Source organism: Thiobacillus denitrificans ATCC 25259, from assembly GCF_000012745.1.
Classification (GTDB): domain Bacteria; phylum Pseudomonadota; class Gammaproteobacteria; order Burkholderiales; family Thiobacillaceae; genus Thiobacillus; species Thiobacillus denitrificans_B.
Map to the genome: position 1 here is coordinate 483323 of NC_007404.1, position 22110 is coordinate 505432.

Sequence of the window (22110 nt, forward strand, 5' to 3'; positions counted from 1 at the left end):
AGAAGCAGTGCAAAGTGTGAAAGCACGGTACAGCTCAACCCAACACCTTCTTCCAGACACACCAAACGGTGTGATCGAACAGCCAACCAGACAATCCGAATGCGGGATTGAGGACAACCTCTCTCCCCACCCCTTTGTCTGACGACCATAGCAGAGTGGAACCACCCCTTCCCATCCCGAACAGGACGGTGAAACGCTCCCGCGCCAATGATAGTAGGCATTCGCCTGTGAAAGTAGGTCATCGTCAGACTCCTTATACCTCCGGCATCAACACCGGATACCGAAAACCCCCTCCCACAAAGAGGGGGTTTTTTATTGCGCGACGCGGGAACCGGAGCCGCGCGCTACAGCGATGTAGAATCGTCCCGTGCACACACGACTCCACAAGGACCTTTTCCCGATCCTGCGCCGTCTCGGCGACGGCCGCTTCCACTCCGGAGAAGGGCTTGCCCAGGAATTCGGCCTCTCCCGCTCCACGGTTTTCAACGTGCTTGCCCAGGCCCAGGAAATGGGTCTCACGATCCATGCGGTCCGCGGCCGGGGCTACCAGGTCCCGCGCCCGGTCGAATGGCTCGACCGGCGAGCGCTCGAGCGGGCGCTCGGCGCCCGGGCGGCACGCTATTCGTTGCACCTGCTCGATGACGTCGAGTCGACCAATGCCTGCGTAATGAGCGCAGCGCTAGGGGGCGCCCCCGACGGCACGCTCTACTGCGCCGAGCATCAGGCAAACGGCAGGGGACGGCGCGGCAGGCGCTGGCATTCGGTGCTCGGCGGCGGGCTGACCTTTTCCCTGCTGTGCCGTTTCGAAACCGGATTGCAGTCGCTGGCCGGCCTGAGTCTTGCCGCGGGACTCGCCGTCGCGCGCGCCGTCAACCGTCACAGCCGGCACCCGGCGCGTTTGAAGTGGCCGAACGACGTGTTGGTGGACCACCGGAAGCTCGCCGGGATACTCGTTGAAGTGCAGGGCGACATGCATGGGCCCGCTTTTGCGGTCATCGGTATCGGGATCAACGTGCGGCTCGACGCGGCACAAAGAGACGCGGTCGACCAGGCCTTGATCGATCTCGCCGAGATAGGCGTGACGGTCGGGCGCAACCGTTTGCTCGCGGACTGTTTACTCGAACTGGATACCGTCCTGGCGCAATTCCGCCAGCAGGGCTTCGCCGGCTTGCGTGAGGCGTGGCTCGCGCTCGACGCCTACGCCGGACGGTGCGTGACCCTCAGCCTGCCCGATGCGCGCAGCGTGAACGGCGTCGCCTCCGGCGTCGACGAAACGGGCGCCTTCCTGTTGCAGGCGCCAAACGCGAGCGTGGCGCCCTATAGCGGTGGCGAAATCAGCCTGCGTCTGGACGCGCGCCGATGAGCGGATGCCGTATCTTGCTCGACGCCGGTAACTCCAGCCTCAAGTGGGCCGTCGTCGAGGACGGAACATGGCTCGCCCGCGGCCGCAGCGACTACAGTGACCTGTCGGCCGTAGAGGCGGAATTGGACGCGGGGTCGGAATGCTTCATCGCGAGCGTGGCAAGCCGGGTCTACGAGGAGAAGCTGGCGGCCCTGCTGACGGCGGCCGGCTGTTCGGCCGTCTGGCTCAAAAGCGAAGCGGCTTTCGACGACGTGACGAACGACTATCGTGATCCGACACAGCTCGGCGTGGATCGCTGGATGGGTCTGGTCGCGGCGCGCGCGCGCCGACGCGCCCCGACGCTCGTCGTGTCGGCCGGAACGGCGATGACGGTCGACGCCTTGTCCGGCGACGGCAGCTTCCTCGGTGGACTCATCGTGCCGGGGGTGGCGTTGATGCAGCGGTCCCTGCAACAGGGGACGGCGGGCGGCGCAGCCGCCGGTGGCGCGTGGCAGGCGTTTCCCCGTTGTACTGCGGATGCGGCATATAGCGGAATCATCGCCGCGCTATGCGGGGCCGTGGAGGGCCAGCACGTGCGGCTGGCGGCGCATGAGGGCATCTCGCCGGCCTGCCTGATCACCGGCGGCGGGGCCGAGACACTGCTTCCGCATTTGGGGGTCGACGCCGAGCACGTGCCCACGCTCGTGCTCGAAGGTATCGAGCGCGTCGCGCGCGCAGGGGGGCGAGGATGAAACGTCTGGCATGGTCCCTGCTGATCGCGAACGTGCTCGCGGCCGGTTTCTTCCTCGCACGCGATCACTGGCCGACGGCGAGCGCGCCGCACAGTGCACCTTTCAACGTCGACCGGCTCAGCCTTCGCCGCGGTGACGCACCGGCTGCGACCCCGCGGCCGAGTGCGCTGCCCGTCGAGGCCTTGTGCATCGAATGGCGGGGACTTGCGGCGGACGAATTCGCCCGGGTGCGCGAACAGTTGAAGACGATGGCCGGTGAGCGCGTCATGTCGTTCACCGAGATCCCCCTCGCCACGCGCCAATGGGTGCTTTTCCCGCCGCTGCCGAGCGCCGAGGCTGCCGCCGCGAAGGCGGATGAACTCGCGGCGGCGGGCGTGCAGGACGTCTTCGTCGTGCAGGACGGACCGTGGCGTAACGCGATTTCGCTCGGCCTCTACGGCAACGAGGAGGCGACCGCGCGGCGCGTGCGCGAACTCGAGGGCAAGGGGGTGTTCGGCACGCGGGTCGAACTGCTGCCGCGTCAAGGGACGGATTTCTACTTCGTGGTCCGCAGCGACGATCCCGACACGCTGAAAGACCTCGGCGCGATCAGGCAGGCGTATCCCAACAGCCAGCAGTCGCGCATCGCCTGTCCGCGCTGAAGCGGGGCTACGGAAAAAGGGAGCCGGAGCGCAGCAGGAAGTGAAGAACGATGCCGCCGAAGACCGCGGCGCCGAACCAGGTGTTGTGCAGGAACGCGCGGAAGCATTGGCGGGGATCGCGCTCCCGGATCAGCCGCAGGTGATAGACGGCGATCGCTCCGGCCGCCGCCAGCCCCGCGTAATACCAGCCGCTGAAGTCGCGCAGCGCACCGACCCAGGCGAGCAGTGCGAGCGTCGCGGCATAACAGAAGGCGATCGCCGTGAGATCGAAGCGGCCGAACGTGATCGCGGAGGTCTTGATGCCGATCTTGAGATCGTCCGCACGGTCGACCATCGCGTACTCGGTGTCGTACGCGATCGCCCAGAACACGTTTGCCGCCAGCAGGAGCCAGGCCTCGGCCGGCACCTCGCCCCACAGCGCCGCGTAGCTCATCGGGATGCCGAAGCCGAACGCGACGCCGAGATAGGCCTGGGGGATCGCAAAGAAGCGTTTCGTGAAGGGATAGCTCCCGGCAAGAAACAGCGCGATGAGCGAAAGCTTCAGCACCAGCGCATTCAAGGGCAGGATCAGCAGAAACGCGAGCAGCGACAGGCCGGCGGCGAGCAGCAGCGCTTCCTTCGGTGACACCTTGCCAGCAGCGATCGGGCGGTCGCGCGTGCGCGCGACGTGCGGGTCGAAATCCCGATCCGCGTAATCGTTGACGACGCAGCCCGCGGACCGCATCAGCACGACGCCCATGACGAAAATCCACAGGATCAGCCAGTCCGGGTCGCCGTTGCTCGCGAGCCATTGCGCCCACAGCGTCGGCCAGAGCAGGAGCAGGATGCCGATCGGCTTGTCCAGCCGCGCCAGTTTTTCGTAAAGCGAGAGACGCTCGGTAAGTGTCATGGCGTTAATAGGGCGGGCAAAAAGACTTCACTGACCAGCAGTGGGTGGCCGTCCAGGCAAAATACCGAGCGCCGCGCCCACAGTGCGCGCTCGGCGACCTCGGCATGGCGGCGCGCGGCGCAATAAAGCGGGTGCCGCGCGTCGACCCGGCGCATCGTCATGGCCAGACGGCGGACACGGGGGGTGCGAAACAGTGCTTCGCCGAGCGGTCTCGTGCCGAGCCGGGCGATGCCGTTCCATCCGCCGCGCAAGGCCGCGCGCGGCAGCACGCTGTGCGCGAAAACGCGGGCCTTGCCATCGCCGAGGAGCAGGACGTCGCGCACGTAGGCGCTTGCATCGCGCGCGAGGCCGAGCGCGCCGCTTTCGTCGGGAAAAGGCGCCGCGACGCCGCGCAGCACCGGAAGCACGCGGAAATCACGGTAACGGGACCGCAGGCGCTGGGTGAGCGAACCGCGATCGGACAGCCAGCCGCGCAGCGTCCGCGGCGCCTGGAAGGCATGGGGCAGCCAGCCATACTGCAGACCGGCCTGCCGGCAAACGTCGTCGCGCGTGGCGATCACTGCGAATCCAGGGCAAAACGCGCATTATGCCAAAGACGACGCCGTCCCCGGGCGGTGCTAGCATGGTGCCCGCCATTACGCGACCAGGAGGAGACCTGATGCCCTTGCCGATTTCGCTGCGCGCGGCGCTGGCATGCGCGGTGTTGCTGTCGCTGTTCGGCTGCTCGGGAAGCAAGCTCGTCGCGCGCGGGGCCGGACCGCTCATCGAGCACGGGGTCAGGGCGATGAACCGTGAAACCGATATCGAACTCGCCCGTGCGAGCCTCCCCGCGCAGTTGAAGATGATCGAGGCGCTGCTGCTCGCCGATCCCGGCAACGGCGCGTATCGCGTGCAGGCGGCGATGGGATTTCACGGCTACGCGCTCGGCTTCGTCGAAGCTGACGACCCGGCGCGGGCGCTCGCGCTCTACGAACGTGCGCGCGAACACGCGTTTCTCGCGCTCGAGACAGACGCCGGTCTCACGCGCGCCGCGCTTCTTGGTGATCTGACGGGGCTCGACGCAGCGCTCGCGCGCCTCGACACGGAAGCCGCGCCGGCGCTGTTCTGGGCCGCGTCGGCGTGGGCCAAGTGGATCGAGCTTCAACTCGACGAACCGGCGCGGCTCGATGAGTTGCCGCGCGTCGAGCACATGATGCGGCGCGTTCTCCAACTCGACGAGACCTATTATCACGGCGGCGCGCACGTATTTTTCGGCGTGTACTACGGCGGCCGCGCCCCCATGTTCGGTGGCGATTTCGCACGCGCGGAGACGCATTTTGCGCGCGCGAGGGCCCTGGCGCCGGGCTTCCAGTGGGTCGATGTGTACCGGGCGCGTTACCTGTTGCGCCAGCGCGGCGAGCGTGAGGCCTTTCACGCCGCGCTGACCGCCGTACGCGCGGCGGCCGCCGCTGCCGATCCGGAACTCAATCTGGCGAATGCGCTGGCCAGGAAGCAGGCGGAAGCGCTGCTCGCGCAAGAGGAGGAATTGTTTTGAGGATACGAAATGTCGTCCTGTTCGTGGGTGCCTTCTTCGCCGCGACCAGCAGCCACGCCGCCGACGCCTACGTCCTCAAGTTCGCGACGCTCGCGCCGGCCGGCTCGACCTGGATGAAGGCCTTCGACGCTTGGGGCAAGGAACTCGCGCGCGCGAGCCAGGGGCGGCTGGTCGTGAAGTTCTACCCGGGCGGCATCGCGGGCGACGAACCCGACATGCTGAAGAAGATACGCTTCGGCCAGTTGCAGGGCGCGGCGCTCGCGGGTCACGGCATCGGCGAGATTTTTCCCCCGGCGCGTATCCTCGAAGCGCCCTTCCTGTTTCGTGATCATGCCGAGATCGACGCGGTCCGTGCCCGCGTGCTGCCCGCGATCGAAAAAGGCTTTCGCGACAATCAATACGAGTTGCTCGCCTGGATGGAAGTCGGCAACGTGCACTTCTTCTCGACCAGGCCGCTCGCGAACCTCGACGAGCTCGCGCGCCGCCGCATCTGGCAGTGGCAGGGCGACCGCTTCATCGCCGCATTTTTCGACGCCAACGGCTGGGCGGCCGTGGCGCTGCCGATCACCGAAGTCTACCCGGCGCTCGCGACGGGACTCGTCGACACCGTCGTGAGCACGCCCCTCGCGAGCATCGCCCTGCAATGGTCGGGGAAGACGCCCTATATGAGCACGCGCGCGATGGCAACCGGAATCGGCGCCGTGGTCGTCTCGCGCAAGTTCTTCGGCGGTCTGCCTGCCGACTTGCAGGCCTTGCTGAAACGTACGGGCGGCCCGTTATCGCAAAGGCTGATCGCCGACACCCGGCGCGACGACAGCAAAGCGCTCGCGCTGCTGGCCCGCCGCACGCAGCCGATGACGGCGTTCCAGCAGGTCGACCTCGCGGCGCAGGCCGCGCGTGCACGCAAGACCGTCGAGGCGCTCGAAGCGGCGCGTTACCTCTCCGCCGAACTCGACCGCCAGGTGGACACCGCGCTCGCCGACCACCGCCGCGGCGCGGACTGAGGTGCCGCGCCTTCTGGGGGCCTTACGCCAACTCGAGCGGGCGCTGACCCGGCTCGAACTCGGCGTCGCGCTGCTCGCCTTCGCCGCCATGCTCGCGCTCTCACTCGCCGATATCGTCGGGCGCAACCTGCTCCATGCGACCGTGCCGGCGGGCGACGTCGTGCTGCGTCACCTCGTGCTGTGGGTCGCCCTGCCCGGCGCCGCGCTGGCGGCCGCTGCAGGCCGCCATCTGCACCTCGATCCTGCCAACCTCGCGGCCTGGCCGCGCTGGCGCAGGCTTAGCGCAATCCCCGTCAATCTGGTCGCCGCTGTCGTCTGCACGTTCCTCGCGCGTGCCGCGTGGGCGTTCTGGCTCGACGAATGGCGGCACCCCTCGGGCCAAGCCTGGCTGGCCTGGCTGAGCCTCATCCTGCCCGCTGCGTTCGCGCTGCTGACGCTGCATTTTCTGCTGCGGGCCGTCCTCGCCCGCGACGTGAAGACGCCATGACGCTGTTGCCGTTCGTGGCGCTGGCCTTGCTCGGCGTGCCGCTCTTCGTCGTGCTGGGCGCGGCGGCGCTCGTCGCGACCCGCGATGCGCAACTCGATTCCGCGCTCCTGATGGTCGAGTTCGCGCGGCTCGCCGCATCACCCAATCTGGTCGCGATTCCGCTCTTCGTGCTCGCCGGCGCGACCATGGGGCACGGCGGCGCCGGGCGCCGCCTGGTCCGCTTCTTCAACGCCTTGCTCGGATGGATGCCGGCGGGCATCGCCTGGGTTGCCGCCGCGTCGTGCATGCTCTTCACCGCTTTTTCCGGCGCGTCCGGCGTCACGATCCTCGCGCTCGGCGGTCTGCTGTATCCGATGCTCAAGGACGAGGGTTACCCGGAACGCTTCGCGCTCGGGCTCATCAGTTCGGGCGGCTCCATGGGGCTGCTGCTGCCGCCCAGCCTCGCGGTGCTGCTCTACGGCGTCGTTGCCCAGGTCGATATCGGCGATTTGTTCGTCGCCGGCCTGCTGCCGACGCTGCTGCTGTTCGTGATGGTCGGGAGTTATGCCGTCCGGCGGGGCGCGCGCGGGGCGCCGCGTCACCGCTTCCGATGGCGCGAACTCGCGGCCGCGGCGCGCGCGGGCTGGGCCGATCTGCTGCTGCCGATCGGCGTCGTTGCGGGCCTGGCTGCCGGGCTGTTGACCGTCGCCGAACTCGCCGCATGCAGTGCGCTCTACGCGCTCGTGCTCGAAACAGTGGTTCACCGCACGATCCGCGCGAAAGAACTCGCGTGGGTGGGCTACGAAGCGGCGACGCTGGTCGGCAGCATCTTCGTCATACTCGGCTTGAGCCTCGGACTGACCAATCTGCTGGTCGATGCCCAGGTGCCGATGCGCTTGCTCGATTGGGTCGTCGAGCAGGTGCACAGCCCGCTCGCTTTCCTGCTCTGGATGAACGCCGTCCTGCTCGTGGTGGGCTGCATGATGGATATCTTTTCCGCGATCGTGATCGTCACGCCGCTGCTCCTGCCGCTCGCGACCCATTTCGGGATCCACCCGCTGCACCTCGGCATCGTGGTTCTGGCGAACCTCGAGATCGGCTATCTGACACCGCCCGTGGGCATCAACCTCTACCTTGCCAGCCAGCGCTTCAAACAACCCGTGCTCACGGTGTTCCGTGCGACGCTGCCGTTCCTGCTGCTGCTGCTCGTCTGGCTGCTACTCCTCACCTACGTGCCCGCGCTGAGCCTCTGGAATCAAGGCATGCACGGTGCGGCGGCTCAGCTTCCGCTGTAGGCCTGGCGGCTTCCGAGCCAGCGCTCGACGTGGCGCGCGGCGACCTCGGGGCGCTCGCGCAGGCAGCGTTGCGCGAGGTCGCGCGCGCGCTCGAGCAAGGCGACATCGCGCTCGAGGTCGGCGAAACGCAGCATCGGCAGACCGCTCTGCCGCTGGCCGAGCAACTCGCCCGGTCCGCGCAGCAGCAGATCCTGGCGCGCGATCTCGAAGCCGTCGCTGTGTTCGAAAATCACCTTGAGCCGCGCCCGCGCGAGTTCGGACAGCGGCGTCTCGTACAACAGCACGCACACCGATTCGCGGGCGCCGCGCCCGACCCGCCCGCGCAACTGATGCAATTGCGCGAGCCCCATGCGCTCTGCGTGCTCGATCACCATGAGCGCCGCGTTGGGCACGTCGACGCCGACCTCGATCACGGTCGTCGCGACGAGCAGGTCGATCTCGTGAGACTGGAACGCCGCCATGACCGATTGCTTGTCCTCGGCCTTGAGCCGGCCGTGCACGAGGCCGATGCGCAGCCCGGGCAGCTGCTCGACGAGCGTGCCGTAGGTGTCCTCGGCGGTCTGCAGCTGCAGCTTCTCCGATTCCTCGATCAGCGGGCACACCCAGTAGGCCTGTCCGCCGCCCACACAGGCGTCGCGCACACGGGCGAGCACCTCGTCGCGGCGCGCGGCACTGACCAGCTTGGTCACGATCGGCGTGCGCCCGGGCGGGAGTTCGTCGATGGCCGAGACGTCGAGGTCGGCGAAAAAGCTCATCGCGAGCGTGCGTGGAATCGGCGTCGCGCTCATCATCAACTGGTGCGGCTCGGTGCCTTTGCCCATCAGCGCAAGGCGCTGGCCGACGCCGAAGCGGTGCTGTTCGTCGACGACGACGAGGCCGAGCCGGCAAAAGTTTCCGGCCTCCTGGAACAGGGCATGCGTGCCGAAGGCGAGGTCGGCCTCCCCGGCGGCGATCGCGCGCCACGCGGCTTCGCGTTCGGCACGGCGCTGGCTGCCCGAAACCCACCCGCTGCGCACGCCGAGCGCCGCAAGCGTCGGCGCGAGCTTGCGGTAGTGCTGCTCGGCCAGGATCTCGGTCGGCGCCATGAACGCGGCCTGCATGCCGTTCTCGACTGCCTGCAGGCAGGCGAGCGCCGCGACCACGGTCTTGCCGCTGCCGACGTCGCCCTGCAGCAGCCTGCGCATCGGATGCGGCGCGGCGAGGTCGGTACTGATTTCCTGCCAGGCGCGGGCCTGCGCCGCGGTCAGTTCGAAAGCGAGGGTGTCGACGAAGGCCGCGGTCAGGCGGCGCCGGTGCGGAAGCGGCAAAGTCGTGCGCGCCTCGCGCGCCTGGCGGGACGTCGCCAGCGACAGCTGCTGCGCCAGCAGTTCGTCGAAGGCGAGCCGCTGCCAGGCGGGGTGGGCGCGCGATTCGAGCGCATGCTGCGCGCAGCCGGGCGGCGGCTGGTGCAGCAGGCGGATGCTCGATTCCAGTTCCGCGAGGCCCAGTTCTTCGCGCCATTCGGGCGGCAGCGTCTCATCGATGGGCGCGGCGAGCGCGCGCTCGATCAGCTTGCGCAGGCTCGCCTGGCCGAGTCCGGCGGTCGTCGGGTAGACCGGCGTCAGCCCGGCCGGCAGCGGGGTGTCGTCGTCGGCCTTGGCGAAACGCGGGTGCACCATCTCCAGACCGAGGAAGCCGCCGCGGACTTCGCCATTGAAGCGGAAGCGCGCCCCGGCCTGGAACGCCTTGAGGTGGCTGGGATAGAAGTGCAGGAAGCGGACGCCGAGCACGCCGCTGTCGTCCTCGACGATCAGCGTCAGCATGCGCCGCGGACGATAGGTGACCTTCGCTTCGCGCACGCAGGCCTGCACCTGCGCGGTCTGTCCCGGCAGCAGTTCGCCGATCGGCGTGATCCGCGTTTCGTCTTCCCAGCGCAGCGGCAGGTGGAGGATCAGGTCGCTGTCGCGCTTGAGACCGAGCTTGGCGAGCTTGGCCGCAAGCGCCGGACTGACCGGAAAGGAAAACGGCGAAGCCGTCTTCAAGCGCGCGATCTAGGCAAGGGCCATGACGGCGTCGGCCTCGACCAGTGCGCCGCGCGGCAGGGCAGCGACGCCGACCGCAGCCCGCGCCGGGTAGGGGGCCTTGAAGTAGGCCGCCATGATCTCGTTGACCTGCGAAAAGTTTCCGAGGTCGGTGAGGAAGACGTTGAGCTTCACCACGTCGGCGAGCGAGCCGCCGGCCGCCGCGGCGACCGCGGCGAGATTTTTGAACACCTGATGGATCTGCGCTTCGATGCCGTCGACCAGTTGCATGGTCGACGGATCGAGCCCGATCTGCCCCGACAGGTACACGGTGTTGTCCACGCGGATTGCCTGCGAGTAGGTACCGATCGCGGCGGGGGCGTCGGCGGTCTGGATGATGCGCTTGTCCATGCTGGATCCTGAAGCAGAAGAATTTATTGGAGGGGGGCCGCGCGGCCGTCTTTCTTGCCCTTGATGCGGAAGATCCGGACGACGTCGGGCAGCATGCGCAGGCCGCGCATGACGCGCGCGAGGTGGGCGCGATTTTCGACCTGGACCGTGAAGAACAGCACGGTGTACGGGCTGCCGTCCTCTTCCTCCATCGACACGTTGCCGATGTTCGAGCCGTGTTCGGCGATCGAGGCGGCGACCTTGGCCAGAACGCCGCGCTTGTTGCCGACGACGACCTTGATCGAGACGTCGAACATGCGGCCCGGCTCGGCCTCCCATTCGACGTCGAGCCATTTCTCGGGATCGGTGCGGAAGGCGCGGATCGACGGGCAGTCGTGGGTGTGGATGATGAGGCCGCGGTCCTTGTGGATGAAGCCGAGAATCGGGTCACCCGGAATCGGATGGCAGCACTGCGCCAGTTCGACCGCGATGCCTTCGGTGCCGCGGATGCTGATCGCGTGCGGATGCGCGGGCTCGCCGGTCTTCTCGCCCTGAACGTGCAGCAGCTGGTGGGCGACGACGAGCGGCAGCTTGCGGCCGAGGCCGATCCCGGCGAAGAGTTCGTCGCGGGTCTGCAGGCCGTAGTCCTTGACGACGCGATCCCACACCGTGGGGTCGGCTTCGGCGCCCGGATGCAGCGCCTCGATCGCGTTCCTGAGCAGGCGTTCGCCGAGCGCCGCGGCTTCCTCGACCCGCGTGTTGCGCAGGTAGTTGCGGATGTGCGAGCGCGCCTTGCCGGTGACGACGAAGTTGAGCCAGGCGGCGTTGGGGCTCGCGTTCGACGCGGTCAGCACCTCGACGTGATCGCCGTTCCTGAGCTGCGTGCGCAGCGGCATCAGCTCGTAGTTGATCTTGACCGCGATGCAGCGGTGGCCGACGTCGCTGTGCACGGCGAAGGCGAAGTCGACCGCGGTCGCCCCGCGCGGCAAGGCCATGATCTTGCCCTTCGGCGTGAACACGTAGACCTCGTCGGGGAAGAGGTCGACTTTGATATGTTCGAGGAATTCGGGCGAGTCGCCGTGGTCGGCCTGGATGTCGAGCAGCGACTGCAGCCAGCGGTGGGTGCGCGTCTGCACGTCGTTCAGCGCGGTGTCGGCCGATTTGTACATCCAGTGCGACGCGACGCCGGACTCGGCGAGACGGTTCATGTCGACGGTGCGGATCTGGACTTCGATCGGCGTGCCGTTGGGGCCGAACAGGATCGAATGCAGCGACTGGTAGCCGTTGGCCTTGGGGATCGCGATGTAGTCCTTGAACTTGCCCGGAATCGGCTTGTAGAGCGCATGCAGCGCGCCGAGCGCGAGGTAGCAGGCGGGCTGGTCCCGCACGACGACGCGAAAGCCGTAGATGTCGAAGACCTCGGAAAACGCGAGGTTTTTCTCCTGCATCTTGCGGTAGATGCTGTAGAGGTGCTTTTCGCGGCCGCTGATCGCGGCCTCGATCTTGCATTGCTCGAGCTTTTCCTGCAGCGCGACCTTGACCCGTTCGACCAGCTCGCGACGGTTGCCCCGCGCGGCCTTCACCGCCTTGGCGAGCACCTGGTAGCGGTTGGGATGGCTGTAGCGGAAGCCGAGATCCTCGAGTTCCTGGTAGACCGAGTGCAGGCCGAGCCGGTTGGCGATCGGCGCGTAGATCTCCAGCGTTTCGGTCGCGATGCGGCGGCGCTTTTCGGCGGGCATCGCGCCCATCGTGTGCATGTTGTGCAGGCGATCGGCGAGCTTGACCAGGATCACGCGGACGTCCTGCGCCATCGCCAGCAGCATCTTGCGGAAGTTTTCCGCCTGCGCGTGCTGCTCGGATTCGAAGGCGAGCTTGTCGAGCTTGGAGACGCCGCCGACCAGCACCGCGACGGCCTTGCCGAAGCGGGCTTCGATCTCGCCGGCCGTCGCCGGCGTGTCCTCGACGACGTCGTGCAGCAGGGCGGCGCAGAGGGTCTGGGCGTCGAGATGCCAGTCCGCGAGGATCGCGGCGACGGCGAGCGGATGGGAGATATAGGGTTCGCCGCTCTTGCGAAACTGCCCTTCATGGGCGCTGCGGCTGAATTCGTAGGCCTGTTCGAGCTGAGCGACATCTTCCGGCCCGAGGTGGGCCAGATGCTCGCGCAGTGTGTCGAAGCCGTGCGTCATTGCCGGCGCACGCGGGGCGGGCGCCGGCTTGCGGGTGCGCGAGTTTTCAGGCGCGGCCCCGGTTGAGGATTTCACGACCGACCTTGCCTGCCGCGATCTCGCGCAGCGCGGTGACGATGGGTTTGTCCTTCGATTCGACCATGGGCTGCGAGCCCTGGGCCAGCTGGCGGGCGCGGTAGGTCACGGCCAGCGTGAGTTCGAAACGGTTGGGGATGTTGTCAATGCAATCATCGACGGTGATGCGGGCCATGGGGATACTCCTGCTTCGGGCGTTTCAAATGCGTCGGAATTCCCCGAAAAGGGCGGCGTGGCGTTTCAGCTGGCGCTGCGCTTCGAGGCGAATGCTGCGGGTGATCGCGACCAGATCCTGGAGGGCGTGGTCGAAGTCATCGTTGACGATTATATAGTCGAACGCCTCGGCATGAGCGACGTCGTGCGCCGCCGCGGCGAGCCGGCGCTCGATGATTTCCGGGCTGTCCTGGCCGCGTCCGGTCAGGCGCGTGCGCAAGGCGCTGAAGGTCGGCGGCAGGATGAATATCGACGTCGATTGCGGGAAGTGCCGCTTGACCTGCTCGGCGCCCTGCCAGTCGATCTCCAGCAGAAGGTCGCGCCCGGCGTCGAGTTCCTGCCCGATGCGGCCCCGGGAGGTGCCGTAGAAGTTGCCGTACACCTCGGCGTGTTCGAGAAATTCGCCGTCGGCCAGCATTTTCTCGAAGGTGTCGCGCGCGACGAAGTGGTAGTCGCGGCCGTCGCTCTCGCCCGGACGCGGGGCGCGCGTGGTGTGGGAAACGGACAGGCGGATCGCCGGGTCGCTCTTCAGCAGCGCCTTGACGAGGCTGGTCTTGCCGGCGCCGGAGGGGGCGCTGACGATGTAAAGAACACCAGGGCTGGCGGGGGGGGTCATGGTTGCTCCGGATCGCTCATTCAATATTCTGCACCTGCTCGCGCATCTGCTCGATCAGCACCTTGAGTTCGAGCGAGGTGCGCGAGGTCTCGACCGCGACCGACTTCGAGCCGAGCGTGTTCGCTTCGCGATGCAATTCCTGCATCAGGAAGTCGAGGCGCTTGCCGACCGCGCCGGACTGATCGAGCACGCGCCTCACCTCGGTGAAGTGGGTAGCCAGGCGCGACACTTCCTCGTCGACGTCGACCTTCTGGGCGGCGAGCGCCACTTCCTGGGCGAGCCGCTCGTGGCCGGCCTCGCCGAGGGCCTCGCGCAGGCGCTCGCCGAGTTTCTCGCGCTGGGCTGCGGCAAGAACGGGCAGCAGCGGCTTCAGGACGGCGACCTGCGCCTCGGCGGCATCGAGGCGATCGAGGATGTGCTGCCGCAGCTTGGCGCCTTCGCGGCGCCGGCTTTCCACGAGTTCGTCGAGGGCTGCGCGAAACCCGGCGAGCGCTGCCTCGTCGAGCGTCGCCTGCGATACCACGGCGTTTTGCATCGCCCCCGGCCAGCGCAGCACTTCGTTGACGCTCAAGGGGGCGGCGCCGGGGAGCCGCTCGAGCACGTCGTCCTGCCAACGCACCAGCCGCTCAAGAATGGCCGGATTCAGGCCGTTATCGGGCGGGGCGGCGGACAGGTGCGCCAGGCCGATCCTGCACTCGACCTTGCCCCGCGCCAGGCGCTGCTGAAGCAGTTCACGCAGCTGCGTTTCGAGCGGACGGAACTCATCGGCGAGGCGGAAGTGCAGTTCGAGATAACGTTGGTTGACGCTTCGCAGCTCGACATTGACGCTCGCATGGTCGACATTGAAGCTGTGGGCGGCGAACCCGGTCATGCTGGTGGTCATGGATGCAGGCTTTGAAATTGTTGTGGGCGCGGTCCGGGAGCGGTTGTCTGCCGGGCCTGCCGGAGATTTGACGAGATAATAGACGTTCGACTATGGCGACTCAACCTAACCAGGCTCTGCCCAACGGCTACCGTCTCAACGAATACACGATCATCCGCAAGATCGGCGGCGGCGGCTTCAGCATGGTCTACCTGGCGCGGGACGACGCCAACCAGTCGGTCGCGATCAAGGAGTACCTGCCGGGCGCGCTGGTGCTGCGCACCGAAGGCTCGGTCGTCGTGCAAGCGAGTTCGACCGAGAACAACAACATCTTCCGTCACGGCATGAAGTGTTTTTTCGAGGAAGGCCGTGCGCTCGCCCGTATCGATCATCCCAATGTCGTGCGCGTGGTCAACTTTTTCCGTGCCAACGACACGGTCTACATGGTCATGCGCTTCGAGCGCGGCAAGACGCTGCAGCAACATATCCAGGCCAACCGTGGCAGCATCCGTGAAAGCTTCATCCGGCGCGTGTTCGCGCAACTGCTCAACGGCTTGCGCGAGGTGCACACCCATAAGCTGCTGCATCTCGACCTCAAACCGTCCAACCTCTATATCCGGCTCGACGGTTCGCCCGTGCTCATCGACTTCGGCGCGGCGCGGCAGACGCTGACGCAGGAGGAAAGCAAGCTGCAGCCGATGTATACACCGGGTTTCGCCGCGCCCGAGCAGTATCACAATCGTGAGCGCCTCGGGCCGTGGACCGATATCTACAGTGTCGGCGCGAGCCTGTACGCCTCGCTCGCGGGCTACCCGCCGCAGGCCGCTGACGCGCGTCTGCTCAACGACAAACTGGTGCCGGCCACGGTCAACTGGCGCGGCGCCTACTCGGACCAGCTCCTCGAGACGATCGACAGCTGCCTCAAGCTCAACTACATGGAACGTCCGCAGAGCGTGTTTAGCCTGCAGAAGGTGCTGATGGACCGCAGCGCGATGATGCCGCCGCGCTCGTCCCTGCTTTCCAGCCTCAGGCGCCAGTTGAACCGCGAATTGTTCTAAAGTATCGGCCATGAAATTCACGATCTACCAGGCTTCGCGTCAGGGCGGGCGCAAGAATAATCAAGACCGCGTCGCCTATTCCTACAGTCGCGATGCCCTGCTGATGGTCGTGGCCGACGGCATGGGCGGACACATGCACGGCGAAATCGCGGCGCAGATCGCGGTGCAGACGCTGACCGAGCAGTTCCAGAAGATGGCCAAGCCCCGGCTCGGCGATCCGCTGGCCTTCCTCGCCGACACGATCACGCGCGCGCACTACGCGATCAACGATTACGCGGTCGAGCAGGACCTGCTCGAAATCCCCCATACGACGATCGTCGCGGCGATGATCCAGGACAATACGGCGTACTGGGCGCACGTCGGCGATTCGCGCCTCTATCTCTTCAGCGACGGCGACCTGATCGCGCGCACCGAGGATCACACCGCGGTCGCCCAGCTCGTGCGCGACGGCATCATTAGCGAGGAAGAGGCCGGCCATCACCCCGAACGCAACAAGGTGTCGAATTGCCTGGGCGGCTACATGACGCCGCAGGTCGAATGCAACGCGCCGATCCCGCTGCACGACGCCGACACCATGCTGATCTGCACCGACGGCATATGGGGCATGATCAGCATTCCCGAAATCTCGGCGCTGCTGCATGCGTACACGCTCGAAGACGCGGTGCGCCACCTGATGGACCACGCGGAATTCCGTGGCGGCGAGCACGGCGACAACCTGAGTCTGATCGCGATGACCTGGGGCGAGGCGCGCCTGCCGAGCAAGGATTCAATCTCGACGCTGGCCTTGCCTGACGGCGGGGTCACGACGCAAATCAATGCCCTGCGTCCCTTGCCCGGTGCCGCGGTCGTCTCCGACGACGAGATCGAGCGCGCGATCGCCGAGATCCAGCAGGCGATCCAGAAAATCTCCGGCAAATAGCACGCGCTGGGCCGCGATCTGGCGGCCTCGCCGCGCGGTAGAATCGGTGCTTTCGTTTCCGATTTCCGCCCCATGTCCGAATTGACCGCCCGCCCCAGCGGCCGCGCGCCCGACGCGCTCCGTGCGCTGCGCTTCACCCGTCGCTTCACCAAGCATGCCGAAGGCTCCGTGCTCGTCGCCATGGGCGATACCCAAGTCCTCTGCACGGCCAGCGTCGTCGACAAGGTCCCGCCGCACAAGAAAGGCAGCGGCGAGGGCTGGGTCACCGCCGAATACGGCATGCTCCCGCGCTCGACCCACACGCGCAGTGATCGCGAGGCGGCGCGCGGCAAGCAGTCGGGGCGCACGCAGGAAATCCAGCGCCTGATCGGGCGCAGCCTGCGCGCGGTCGTCGACCTGAAGAAGCTCGGCGAGCGCACGCTGCACATCGACTGCGACGTGCTGCAGGCCGACGGCGGCACGCGCTGCGCGAGCATTTGCGGCGCCTACGTCGCGGTCGCCGACGCGGTCTCCTGGCTCGTGCGCGAAGGGGCGCTCGTCGAAACGCCGCTCGTCGACAGCGTCGCCGCGGTCTCGGTCGGCGTCTACCAGGGGCAGCCCGTGCTCGATCTCGATTACCTCGAGGATTCCGCCTGTGACACCGACATGAACGTCGTCATGACCGGAAGCGGCGGCATCGTCGAGGTGCAGGGGACGGCCGAAGGCGTGGCGTTTTCGCGCACCACCCTCGAAGCCTTGCTCGACCTGGCCACGGCCGGCATCGCGCAGATCAGCGCGGAACAGGTCAGGACACTGGGGCAGCCATGAGCAAGATCGTCATCGCGTCCGGCAATCCCGGCAAGCTGCGCGAAATCGCGCGCATCCTCGCGCCGCTCGAGATCGAAGCGGTGCCGCAGTCGGATTTCGACGTGCCGGACTGCCCCGAGCCGCATGTCACCTTCGTCGAGAACTGTCTTGCCAAGGCGCGTCACGCGAGCAGGCACAGCGGCCTGCCGGCGCTCGCCGACGACTCCGGCATCTGCGTCGAGGCACTCGGCGGCGCGCCGGGCGTGTTCTCGGCGCGCTACGCCGGCGAGCCCAAGTCGGATGCGCGCAACAACGAGAAACTCATCGCCGACCTGAAGGGCAAGTCCAATCGGCGCGCGCATTACACCTGCGTCATGGTCTACGTGCGGCATCCCGACGACCCTGAGCCGGTGATCGCCGAAGGCCGCTGGTACGGTGAGATCATCGACACCCCGCGTGGCGAGAAGGGCTTCGGCTACGACCCGTATTTCCTTGTCCCAGAATTCGGCAAAACCGGCGCCGAGCTCGACGAGGACGTCAAGAATGCAGTCAGCCACCGCGGCCAGGCGCTGCGCGACCTCGTCGACAAGCTCAAGCGCCTGAAGCGGCTTGGCTGACGCCGTCGTTCGCGTCGCGGGGCGCGGGCTCACGGTCCCGCCGCCGCTGTCGCTCTACATCCACCTGCCGTGGTGCGTGAAGAAGTGCCCGTATTGCGACTTCAATTCCCACGCCGCGGAAGGCATCCCCGAAGCTGCCTACGTCGACGCCTTGCGGGCCGACCTCGAGCACGCGCTGCCCGACATCTGGGGCCGCAAGATCCACACGGTGTTTTTCGGCGGCGGCACGCCGAGCCTGTTCTCGGCCGAGGGCATCGACCGGATTCTCGCCACAGTGCGCACGCTGACGCCACTGGTGCCCGGCGCGGAAATCACGCTCGAGGCGAATCCGGGCACCATCGAAGCGGCAAAGTTCGCCGGCTTTCGTGAGGCCGGAATTACGCGAGTCTCGCTGGGCATCCAGAGCTTCGATCCGCGCCATCTCAAGGCGCTCGGGCGCATCCACGACGGGACCGAGGCGCGCCGCGCAGCCGAGCTTGCGGCCACGCATTTCGATACTTTCAATCTCGACCTGATGTACGCGCTGCCCGGGCAGACGCTCGCCGAAGCGCTCGCCGATGTCGACGCGGCGCTCGCTTTTCAGCCGCCGCATCTGTCGGCCTATCACCTCACGCTCGAGCCCAACACGCCGTTCGGCCACGCCGCCCCGCCCAACCTGCCCGACGACGACCTCGCCGCCGACATGCAGCTCGCGATCGGGGCGCGGTTGATCGACGCCGGCATGCAGCACTACGAAACCTCCGCGTATGCGAAGCCCGGCCACGCCGGTCGTCACAACCTCAACTACTGGCAGTTCGGCGACTACCTCGGGATCGGTGCCGGCGCGCATTCCAAGTTGAGCTTCCACGACCGCATCGTACGCCAGATGCGCACCAAGCATCCGCAGCAGTACATGACGGCCGTACACGGCGGCGCCCACGTCGCCGACACGCGCGCCCTCACGCGCAACGACCTGCCCTTCGAGTTCATGATGAACGCCTTGCGCCTCACCGAAGGCGTGCCGGCTGAGTTGTTCGAGTTGCGTACGGGGTTGCCGCTCAACGTATGTGCCGCCGCGCTCGCACAGGCGCGCGCGAAGGGCTTGCTCGGGGTCGAGCTCGGCCGCCTCGAGCCGACGCTGCAGGGTCAGCGCTTCCTCAACGACCTGCTGGAATTGTTTCTGCCCGCTTGACGCGCTTTCGCGGCCGCCTGCGACGTGATCCTGCCTTGGGGGGCGTCGCGCCGGCGCTGCGGACATCGAGGCCGGGCAAAAGACGCGCCCCTGCCGCGGTTGTTATCCCGCGGTGCGGCGCGGTATGCTTTTCGTTCACTCAATCTGGCCGCCTGCGGTCACCCCAGGAGATGCCCATGAAAACTGCCCTTGCGTTGTCGCTGTTGATGTTCACGTCTTCCGCCCTCGCTGCCGTGATCGGCAAGGACATCAGCTACAAGGCCGGCGATACCGTGATGAAGGGATTTCTCGCCTATGACGACGCAGTCGCGGGCAAGCGTGCGGGCGTGCTCGTGGTGCCGGAATGGTGGGGCGCGAACGACTACCCGAGAAAGCGTGCGCGCATGCTCGCCGAGGCGGGCTACGTCGCACTCGTCGTCGACATGTACGGCGAGGGCCAGGTCACCGACAATCCCAAGGATGCGGGCGCGCTCGCGGGTAACGTGAACAAGAATCCGCAGCTGGCCTACGCGCGCGTCGACGCCGCGCGCGAATTTCTCGACCGGCAGCCGCACGTCAAGAAAGGTGAAACCGCTGCCCTCGGCTACTGCTTCGGCGGCGGCGTCGTGCTCAACGTCGTGCGCGCGGGCATGCCGCTCAAGTCGGCCGTGAGCTACCACGGCGTGCTCGCGACCGACATCGCGGTGAAGCCGGGTGACATCGAGGCGAAGCTGCGTGTCTTCCATGGCGAAGCCGATCCGATCGTTCCGCCCGAGCAGGTCGAGGCGTTCAAGACCGAGATGGACAACGCCAAGGCCGACTACATGTTCGTCTCCTATCCCGGCGTCAAGCACACCTTCACCAACCGCGAGGCCGACAGCTATGCCGCCCAGTTCGGCCTGCCGCTCAAGTACGACAACGCGGCGGACAAGGACTCGTGGATACGCACGCTCGAATTCCTCAAGGTGACCCTGCACTGATGGCCGACGCCTGCGACCACGACGGCTGCCACACGCCGACGCGCGAAGGCGGCGTCGGCATCCCGCAGACCGGGGCTTTCGACCCGGTCGCGTTCGAGCGCGCGGTCAACGACATGCTCGCGGCGTGCGGCGTCGCCGCGGACTCGGTGCATACCGGGCGCACCGCGCAGCGGGTGCGCGAACTGTGGCAGAAGCGCCTGCTTGGCGGTTATGCCGTGACGCCCGCCGACGCACTCGGGGAAGGGTTTGCCGACGACCGCGACGACATGGTCGTGGTGCGCGGCATCGCGGTTCACGGGGTATGTCCGCACCACCTCGTCCCGTTTCGCGGCGTCGCGCATGTCGCCTACGTCCCGGGCGGCCGCTTGCACGGCTTCGGGCGAATCGCGCGCATGGTCGACGCGATCGGCCACCGCTTCACCTACCAGGAGTGGATGACGCGCGACATCGCCGAAGCGCTGACGACGCACGGGCAGGCGCGCGGGGCGGCATGCATCATCGAAGCCGAGCAACTGTGCCTGCTGCTCGGCGAGGACCGGCGCGGCGACGAGCGCGTCGTCACCCAGGCATTCACCGGCTGCTTCCGCGACAGCGACCAGTTGCGCAACGAATTGCTGCGCGCGACGAGCCAGCGCGAAGTGCGCTGACAGCCGGCGACGCCGAACCGACCGCACGCCAGCGGTTTGCTTGACACATACCAACCGGTATGTATGATCAAGTCATGCATGCCTCCGCCAAGACGCCCGACCTCACGCGCCAGACGCTGCTCGAAGCGGCCTTTGCCGAGATTCATCGCAACGGCTTCCAGGCTGCGTCGCTCGCGCAGATCCTCGGCGACACGGGGCTGACCAAGGGCGCGCTCTATCATCACTTCCCCGACAAGAAAGCCCTTGGCCTCGCGGTCGTCGACGAAGTGATCCGGCCGCACCTCGCGGCGATGATGTTCGCGCCGCTCGAGGAAACCGACCGGCCGCTCGAGGCGATGCAGGCCTTGCTTGCCGCGAAGGCGGCCGAGGACGACCCCGCGGTCGTTGCCTTGGGCTGTCCGCTCAACAACCTGATGCAGGAGATGAGCCCGGTCGACGAGGACTTCCGCCTGCGTCTGAATCGGGTGTTCGAAGCTTGGGTCGCGGTGCTCGCCGCAGCGCTCGGGCGCGGCCTCGGGGCAGGCCACGTGCGCGCCGACGTCGATCCCGCGGCCACCGCATTTTTCATCGTGTCGGCGCTGGAAGGCTGCGTCGGCATGAGCAAGAACACGCAGTCGGTCGCGGCTTACCGCAACTGCCTCGGGCAGTTGGCCCATTTCCTCGATACGCTGAAACCCGCGACCCATGCACCCGATCGCTGAATCCATCAGTGGAAGCCGCTACGCCAGTCTGGCCGCAGCGGACGCGGGGACGCCGCTGGCCGCGCTCGAGCAGTTCTATGCCGCGTTCAACGCGCGCGACCTGGGCCTGATGGCGCGGAACTGGGCCCGGACCGACGACATCGCCCTCGACAATCCCCTGGGCGGCATCCGTCGCGGCTGGGCCGAGATCCAGCCGCTATACGAACGGCTGTTCTCCGGGCCGGCCCGGGTTTACGTGGAGTTTCATGACTACACGTTGCACGCCGGCCCGGAGCTTTTCTATGCCGTGCGCCGCGGGCGCGGCCACTTTCGCTGCGGCGGTCACGAGATCGCCCTGGCGATCCGAACCAGCCGCGTGTTCCGCGATGCGGGCGACGGCTGGAAACAGGTGCATCATCACGGCTCGATCGAGGCTCCCGTGCTGCCCCGCTATCGGGCGGCGGTGCTGGGCGCGCAGTCCGGCCCCGGTGCGGTGAATGGAGGACGAAACGGTGAAGGATGAGGCGCGTCGACCGCGCACCTGGATCTTGCCGCCGGCGCCGTATGCGTTGGCGCTGCTGGCCGGTTGGTGGATCGATCGACATCTCTTTGCATGGCCGCTCGACCTCGGTGCCGCGACGCGCGCGAGCGGCTGGTCGCTGGTCGGCGTCGGCCTGGCCCTGTTCGCCTGGACGCTGTGGACCTTCGCGCGCCGCCATACGACGGTCAATCCCTATGCCGCGGCGTCGGCGCTTTGCACGAGCGGGCCCTTCCGCTTCAGCCGCAACCCGATTTATCTCGGCGACTGGTTCCTGCTCGGCGGCATCTCCACCCTGATCGGAACGTGGTGGCCGCTGGCCTTCGCGCCGCTGATCTGGGCCACGCTGCGTTTCGGCGTGATCCGGCACGAAGAGGCGCATCTCGAAGCCCGGTTCGGCGACGCGTACCGCGTTTACAAGACGCGTGTGCGGCGCTGGATATGACGGGCGAGCACCACTTAACCCAAGG

At 67.2% G+C, this 22110-nt stretch carries 25 protein-coding genes and 1 rRNA gene; 18 read left to right on the forward strand and 8 right to left on the reverse strand.

The features are described from left to right. The first annotated feature begins 137 nt into the window (after positions 1-137). The 4 genes from rrf (at position 138) to TBD_RS02340 (ending at position 2735) form a co-directional block, all read left to right on the forward strand. A 5S ribosomal RNA gene (gene rrf / locus TBD_RS02325) occupies positions 138-250 on the forward strand. 117 nt (positions 251-367) lie between these two features. Further along, a complete protein-coding gene (locus TBD_RS02330) occupies positions 368-1363 on the forward strand; it encodes a biotin--[acetyl-CoA-carboxylase] ligase (protein ID WP_011310972.1) in 996 nt (331 codons plus the stop codon). Further along, complete coding sequence (locus TBD_RS02335) at positions 1360-2094, forward strand: type III pantothenate kinase (protein ID WP_011310973.1); 735 nt, start codon at positions 1360-1362, stop codon at positions 2092-2094. The genes TBD_RS02330 and TBD_RS02335 overlap by 4 nt, the downstream gene beginning before the upstream one ends. Beyond that, positions 2091-2735, forward strand: coding sequence for a hypothetical protein (locus tag TBD_RS02340; protein ID WP_011310974.1), 645 nt, complete (start codon positions 2091-2093; stop codon positions 2733-2735). The genes TBD_RS02335 and TBD_RS02340 overlap by 4 nt, the downstream gene beginning before the upstream one ends. Before the next feature lie 7 nt (positions 2736-2742). On the opposite strand, the gene ubiA is transcribed toward TBD_RS02340, so the two are convergent. Both ubiA and TBD_RS02350 read right to left on the reverse strand, forming a co-directional pair. After that, entirely contained in the window at positions 2743-3624 is an 882-nt protein-coding gene (gene ubiA / locus TBD_RS02345) for a 4-hydroxybenzoate octaprenyltransferase (protein ID WP_011310975.1), read from the reverse strand. Further along, positions 3621-4184, reverse strand: coding sequence for a chorismate--pyruvate lyase family protein (locus TBD_RS02350; RefSeq protein ID WP_011310976.1), 564 nt, complete (start codon positions 4182-4184; stop codon positions 3621-3623). Before TBD_RS02350 ends, ubiA begins: the two co-directional genes overlap by 4 nt. A gap of 98 nt (positions 4185-4282) precedes the next feature. On the opposite strand from TBD_RS02350, the gene TBD_RS02355 reads away from it, so the two are divergent. Genes TBD_RS02355 through TBD_RS02370 form a run of 4 tightly spaced genes read left to right on the forward strand, consistent with a single transcriptional unit; the run spans position 4283 to position 7923 of the window. After that, on the forward strand, positions 4283-5158 hold the full coding sequence (locus tag TBD_RS02355) for a TRAP transporter TatT component family protein (protein WP_011310977.1): 876 nt from the start codon (positions 4283-4285) through the stop codon (positions 5156-5158). Further along, positions 5155-6162, forward strand: coding sequence for a TRAP transporter substrate-binding protein DctP (dctP, locus tag TBD_RS02360; protein ID WP_011310978.1), 1008 nt, complete (start codon positions 5155-5157; stop codon positions 6160-6162). Before TBD_RS02355 ends, dctP begins: the two co-directional genes overlap by 4 nt. Before the next feature lies 1 nt (position 6163). Next, complete coding sequence (locus TBD_RS02365; RefSeq protein ID WP_011310979.1) at positions 6164-6649, forward strand: TRAP transporter small permease subunit; 486 nt, start codon at positions 6164-6166, stop codon at positions 6647-6649. Continuing rightward, positions 6646-7923, forward strand: coding sequence for a TRAP transporter large permease (locus tag TBD_RS02370; RefSeq protein ID WP_011310980.1), 1278 nt, complete (start codon positions 6646-6648; stop codon positions 7921-7923). The genes TBD_RS02365 and TBD_RS02370 overlap by 4 nt, the downstream gene beginning before the upstream one ends. Here TBD_RS02370 and recG read toward each other — a convergent pair. From recG to TBD_RS02400, 6 genes are read right to left on the reverse strand one after another with little or no spacing between them, the layout of a single operon-like run. Then, positions 7908-9944 carry an ATP-dependent DNA helicase RecG gene (gene recG, locus TBD_RS02375; RefSeq protein WP_011310981.1) on the reverse strand — a complete coding sequence of 679 codons (2037 nt, stop codon included), beginning with the start codon at positions 9942-9944 and terminating at the stop codon, positions 7908-7910. The two genes, TBD_RS02370 and recG, sit on opposite strands and share 16 nt — an antisense overlap. A 9-nt stretch (positions 9945-9953) precedes the next feature. Continuing rightward, on the reverse strand, positions 9954-10334 hold the full coding sequence (locus TBD_RS02380; protein WP_011310982.1) for a Rid family detoxifying hydrolase: 381 nt from the start codon (positions 10332-10334) through the stop codon (positions 9954-9956). 23 nt (positions 10335-10357) lie between these two features. Further along, the gene (locus TBD_RS02385; RefSeq protein ID WP_148202995.1) at positions 10358-12499 is read right to left on the reverse strand and encodes a RelA/SpoT family protein; all 2142 of its coding nucleotides are present in this window, start codon (positions 12497-12499) and stop codon (positions 10358-10360) included. Positions 12500-12545: 46 nt separating this feature from the next. Next, on the reverse strand, positions 12546-12749 hold the full coding sequence (gene rpoZ, locus TBD_RS02390; RefSeq protein ID WP_011310984.1) for a DNA-directed RNA polymerase subunit omega: 204 nt from the start codon (positions 12747-12749) through the stop codon (positions 12546-12548). A 24-nt stretch (positions 12750-12773) separates the two neighbouring features. After that, positions 12774-13403, reverse strand: a complete 630-nt coding sequence (gmk, locus tag TBD_RS02395) for a guanylate kinase (protein WP_011310985.1) — start codon at positions 13401-13403, stop codon at positions 12774-12776. Between the two features lie 16 nt (positions 13404-13419). Then, complete coding sequence (locus TBD_RS02400; protein ID WP_011310986.1) at positions 13420-14286, reverse strand: YicC/YloC family endoribonuclease; 867 nt, start codon at positions 14284-14286, stop codon at positions 13420-13422. A 92-nt stretch (positions 14287-14378) separates the two neighbouring features. Between TBD_RS02400 and TBD_RS02405 the strand changes: the two genes are divergently transcribed. The 10 genes from TBD_RS02405 (at position 14379) to TBD_RS02450 (ending at position 22085) form a co-directional block, all read left to right on the forward strand. Then, positions 14379-15323, forward strand: coding sequence for a serine/threonine protein kinase (locus TBD_RS02405; protein ID WP_011310987.1), 945 nt, complete (start codon positions 14379-14381; stop codon positions 15321-15323). Positions 15324-15333: 10 nt separating this feature from the next. After that, on the forward strand, positions 15334-16242 hold the full coding sequence (locus tag TBD_RS02410) for a PP2C family protein-serine/threonine phosphatase (protein ID WP_011310988.1): 909 nt from the start codon (positions 15334-15336) through the stop codon (positions 16240-16242). Between the two features lie 72 nt (positions 16243-16314). Beyond that, entirely contained in the window at positions 16315-17049 is a 735-nt protein-coding gene (gene rph, locus TBD_RS02415; RefSeq protein WP_011310989.1) for a ribonuclease PH, read from the forward strand. Beyond that, positions 17046-17645 (forward strand): RdgB/HAM1 family non-canonical purine NTP pyrophosphatase, encoded by a 600-nt coding sequence (gene rdgB, locus TBD_RS02420; RefSeq protein WP_011310990.1) that lies wholly within the window; start codon positions 17046-17048, stop codon positions 17643-17645. Before rph ends, rdgB begins: the two co-directional genes overlap by 4 nt. Next, positions 17638-18816: a radical SAM family heme chaperone HemW gene (gene hemW, locus TBD_RS02425; protein ID WP_011310991.1), complete on the forward strand. Its 1179-nt coding sequence runs from the start codon at positions 17638-17640 to the stop codon at positions 18814-18816. Before rdgB ends, hemW begins: the two co-directional genes overlap by 8 nt. A gap of 176 nt (positions 18817-18992) precedes the next feature. Next, entirely contained in the window at positions 18993-19775 is a 783-nt protein-coding gene (locus TBD_RS02430) for a dienelactone hydrolase family protein (RefSeq protein WP_011310992.1), read from the forward strand. After that, a complete protein-coding gene (gene folE / locus TBD_RS02435) occupies positions 19775-20422 on the forward strand; it encodes a GTP cyclohydrolase I FolE (RefSeq protein WP_011310993.1) in 648 nt (215 codons plus the stop codon). The genes TBD_RS02430 and folE overlap by 1 nt, the downstream gene beginning before the upstream one ends. 74 nt (positions 20423-20496) lie before the next feature. Beyond that, positions 20497-21123: a TetR/AcrR family transcriptional regulator gene (locus TBD_RS02440; RefSeq protein ID WP_238376484.1), complete on the forward strand. Its 627-nt coding sequence runs from the start codon at positions 20497-20499 to the stop codon at positions 21121-21123. Next, positions 21107-21625 (forward strand): YybH family protein, encoded by a 519-nt coding sequence (locus TBD_RS02445; RefSeq protein ID WP_011310995.1) that lies wholly within the window; start codon positions 21107-21109, stop codon positions 21623-21625. Before TBD_RS02440 ends, TBD_RS02445 begins: the two co-directional genes overlap by 17 nt. After that, positions 21600-22085, forward strand: coding sequence for a methyltransferase family protein (locus tag TBD_RS02450; protein ID WP_011310996.1), 486 nt, complete (start codon positions 21600-21602; stop codon positions 22083-22085). The genes TBD_RS02445 and TBD_RS02450 overlap by 26 nt, the downstream gene beginning before the upstream one ends. The last annotated feature ends 25 nt before the right edge of the window (positions 22086-22110 follow it).

Excerpts from the sequence above, each read along its gene's own strand:
- TBD_RS02335 (WP_011310973.1), top strand. The coding sequence starts at position 1,360 with ATGAGCGGATGCCGTATCTTGCTCGACGCCGGTAACTCCAGCCTCAAG.
- TBD_RS02340 (WP_011310974.1), top strand. The coding sequence starts at position 2,091 with ATGAAACGTCTGGCATGGTCCCTGCTGATCGCGAACGTGCTCGCGGCC.
- ubiA (WP_011310975.1), bottom strand. The coding sequence starts at position 3,624 with ATGACACTTACCGAGCGTCTCTCGCTTTACGAAAAACTGGCGCGGCTG.
- TBD_RS02355 (WP_011310977.1), top strand. The coding sequence starts at position 4,283 with ATGCCCTTGCCGATTTCGCTGCGCGCGGCGCTGGCATGCGCGGTGTTG.
- TBD_RS02370 (WP_011310980.1), top strand. The coding sequence starts at position 6,646 with ATGACGCTGTTGCCGTTCGTGGCGCTGGCCTTGCTCGGCGTGCCGCTC.
- TBD_RS02380 (WP_011310982.1), bottom strand. The coding sequence starts at position 10,334 with ATGGACAAGCGCATCATCCAGACCGCCGACGCCCCCGCCGCGATCGGT.
- TBD_RS02385 (WP_148202995.1), bottom strand. The coding sequence starts at position 12,499 with ATGACGCACGGCTTCGACACACTGCGCGAGCATCTGGCCCACCTCGGG.
- rpoZ (WP_011310984.1), bottom strand. The coding sequence starts at position 12,749 with ATGGCCCGCATCACCGTCGATGATTGCATTGACAACATCCCCAACCGT.
- gmk (WP_011310985.1), bottom strand. The coding sequence starts at position 13,403 with ATGACCCCCCCCGCCAGCCCTGGTGTTCTTTACATCGTCAGCGCCCCC.
- TBD_RS02400 (WP_011310986.1), bottom strand. The coding sequence starts at position 14,286 with ATGACCACCAGCATGACCGGGTTCGCCGCCCACAGCTTCAATGTCGAC.
- TBD_RS02405 (WP_011310987.1), top strand. The coding sequence starts at position 14,379 with ATGGCGACTCAACCTAACCAGGCTCTGCCCAACGGCTACCGTCTCAAC.
- TBD_RS02410 (WP_011310988.1), top strand. The coding sequence starts at position 15,334 with ATGAAATTCACGATCTACCAGGCTTCGCGTCAGGGCGGGCGCAAGAAT.
- rph (WP_011310989.1), top strand. The coding sequence starts at position 16,315 with ATGTCCGAATTGACCGCCCGCCCCAGCGGCCGCGCGCCCGACGCGCTC.
- rdgB (WP_011310990.1), top strand. The coding sequence starts at position 17,046 with ATGAGCAAGATCGTCATCGCGTCCGGCAATCCCGGCAAGCTGCGCGAA.
- TBD_RS02430 (WP_011310992.1), top strand. The coding sequence starts at position 18,993 with ATGAAAACTGCCCTTGCGTTGTCGCTGTTGATGTTCACGTCTTCCGCC.
- folE (WP_011310993.1), top strand. The coding sequence starts at position 19,775 with ATGGCCGACGCCTGCGACCACGACGGCTGCCACACGCCGACGCGCGAA.
- TBD_RS02440 (WP_238376484.1), top strand. The coding sequence starts at position 20,497 with ATGCATGCCTCCGCCAAGACGCCCGACCTCACGCGCCAGACGCTGCTC.
- TBD_RS02445 (WP_011310995.1), top strand. The coding sequence starts at position 21,107 with ATGCACCCGATCGCTGAATCCATCAGTGGAAGCCGCTACGCCAGTCTG.
- TBD_RS02450 (WP_011310996.1), top strand. The coding sequence starts at position 21,600 with ATGGAGGACGAAACGGTGAAGGATGAGGCGCGTCGACCGCGCACCTGG.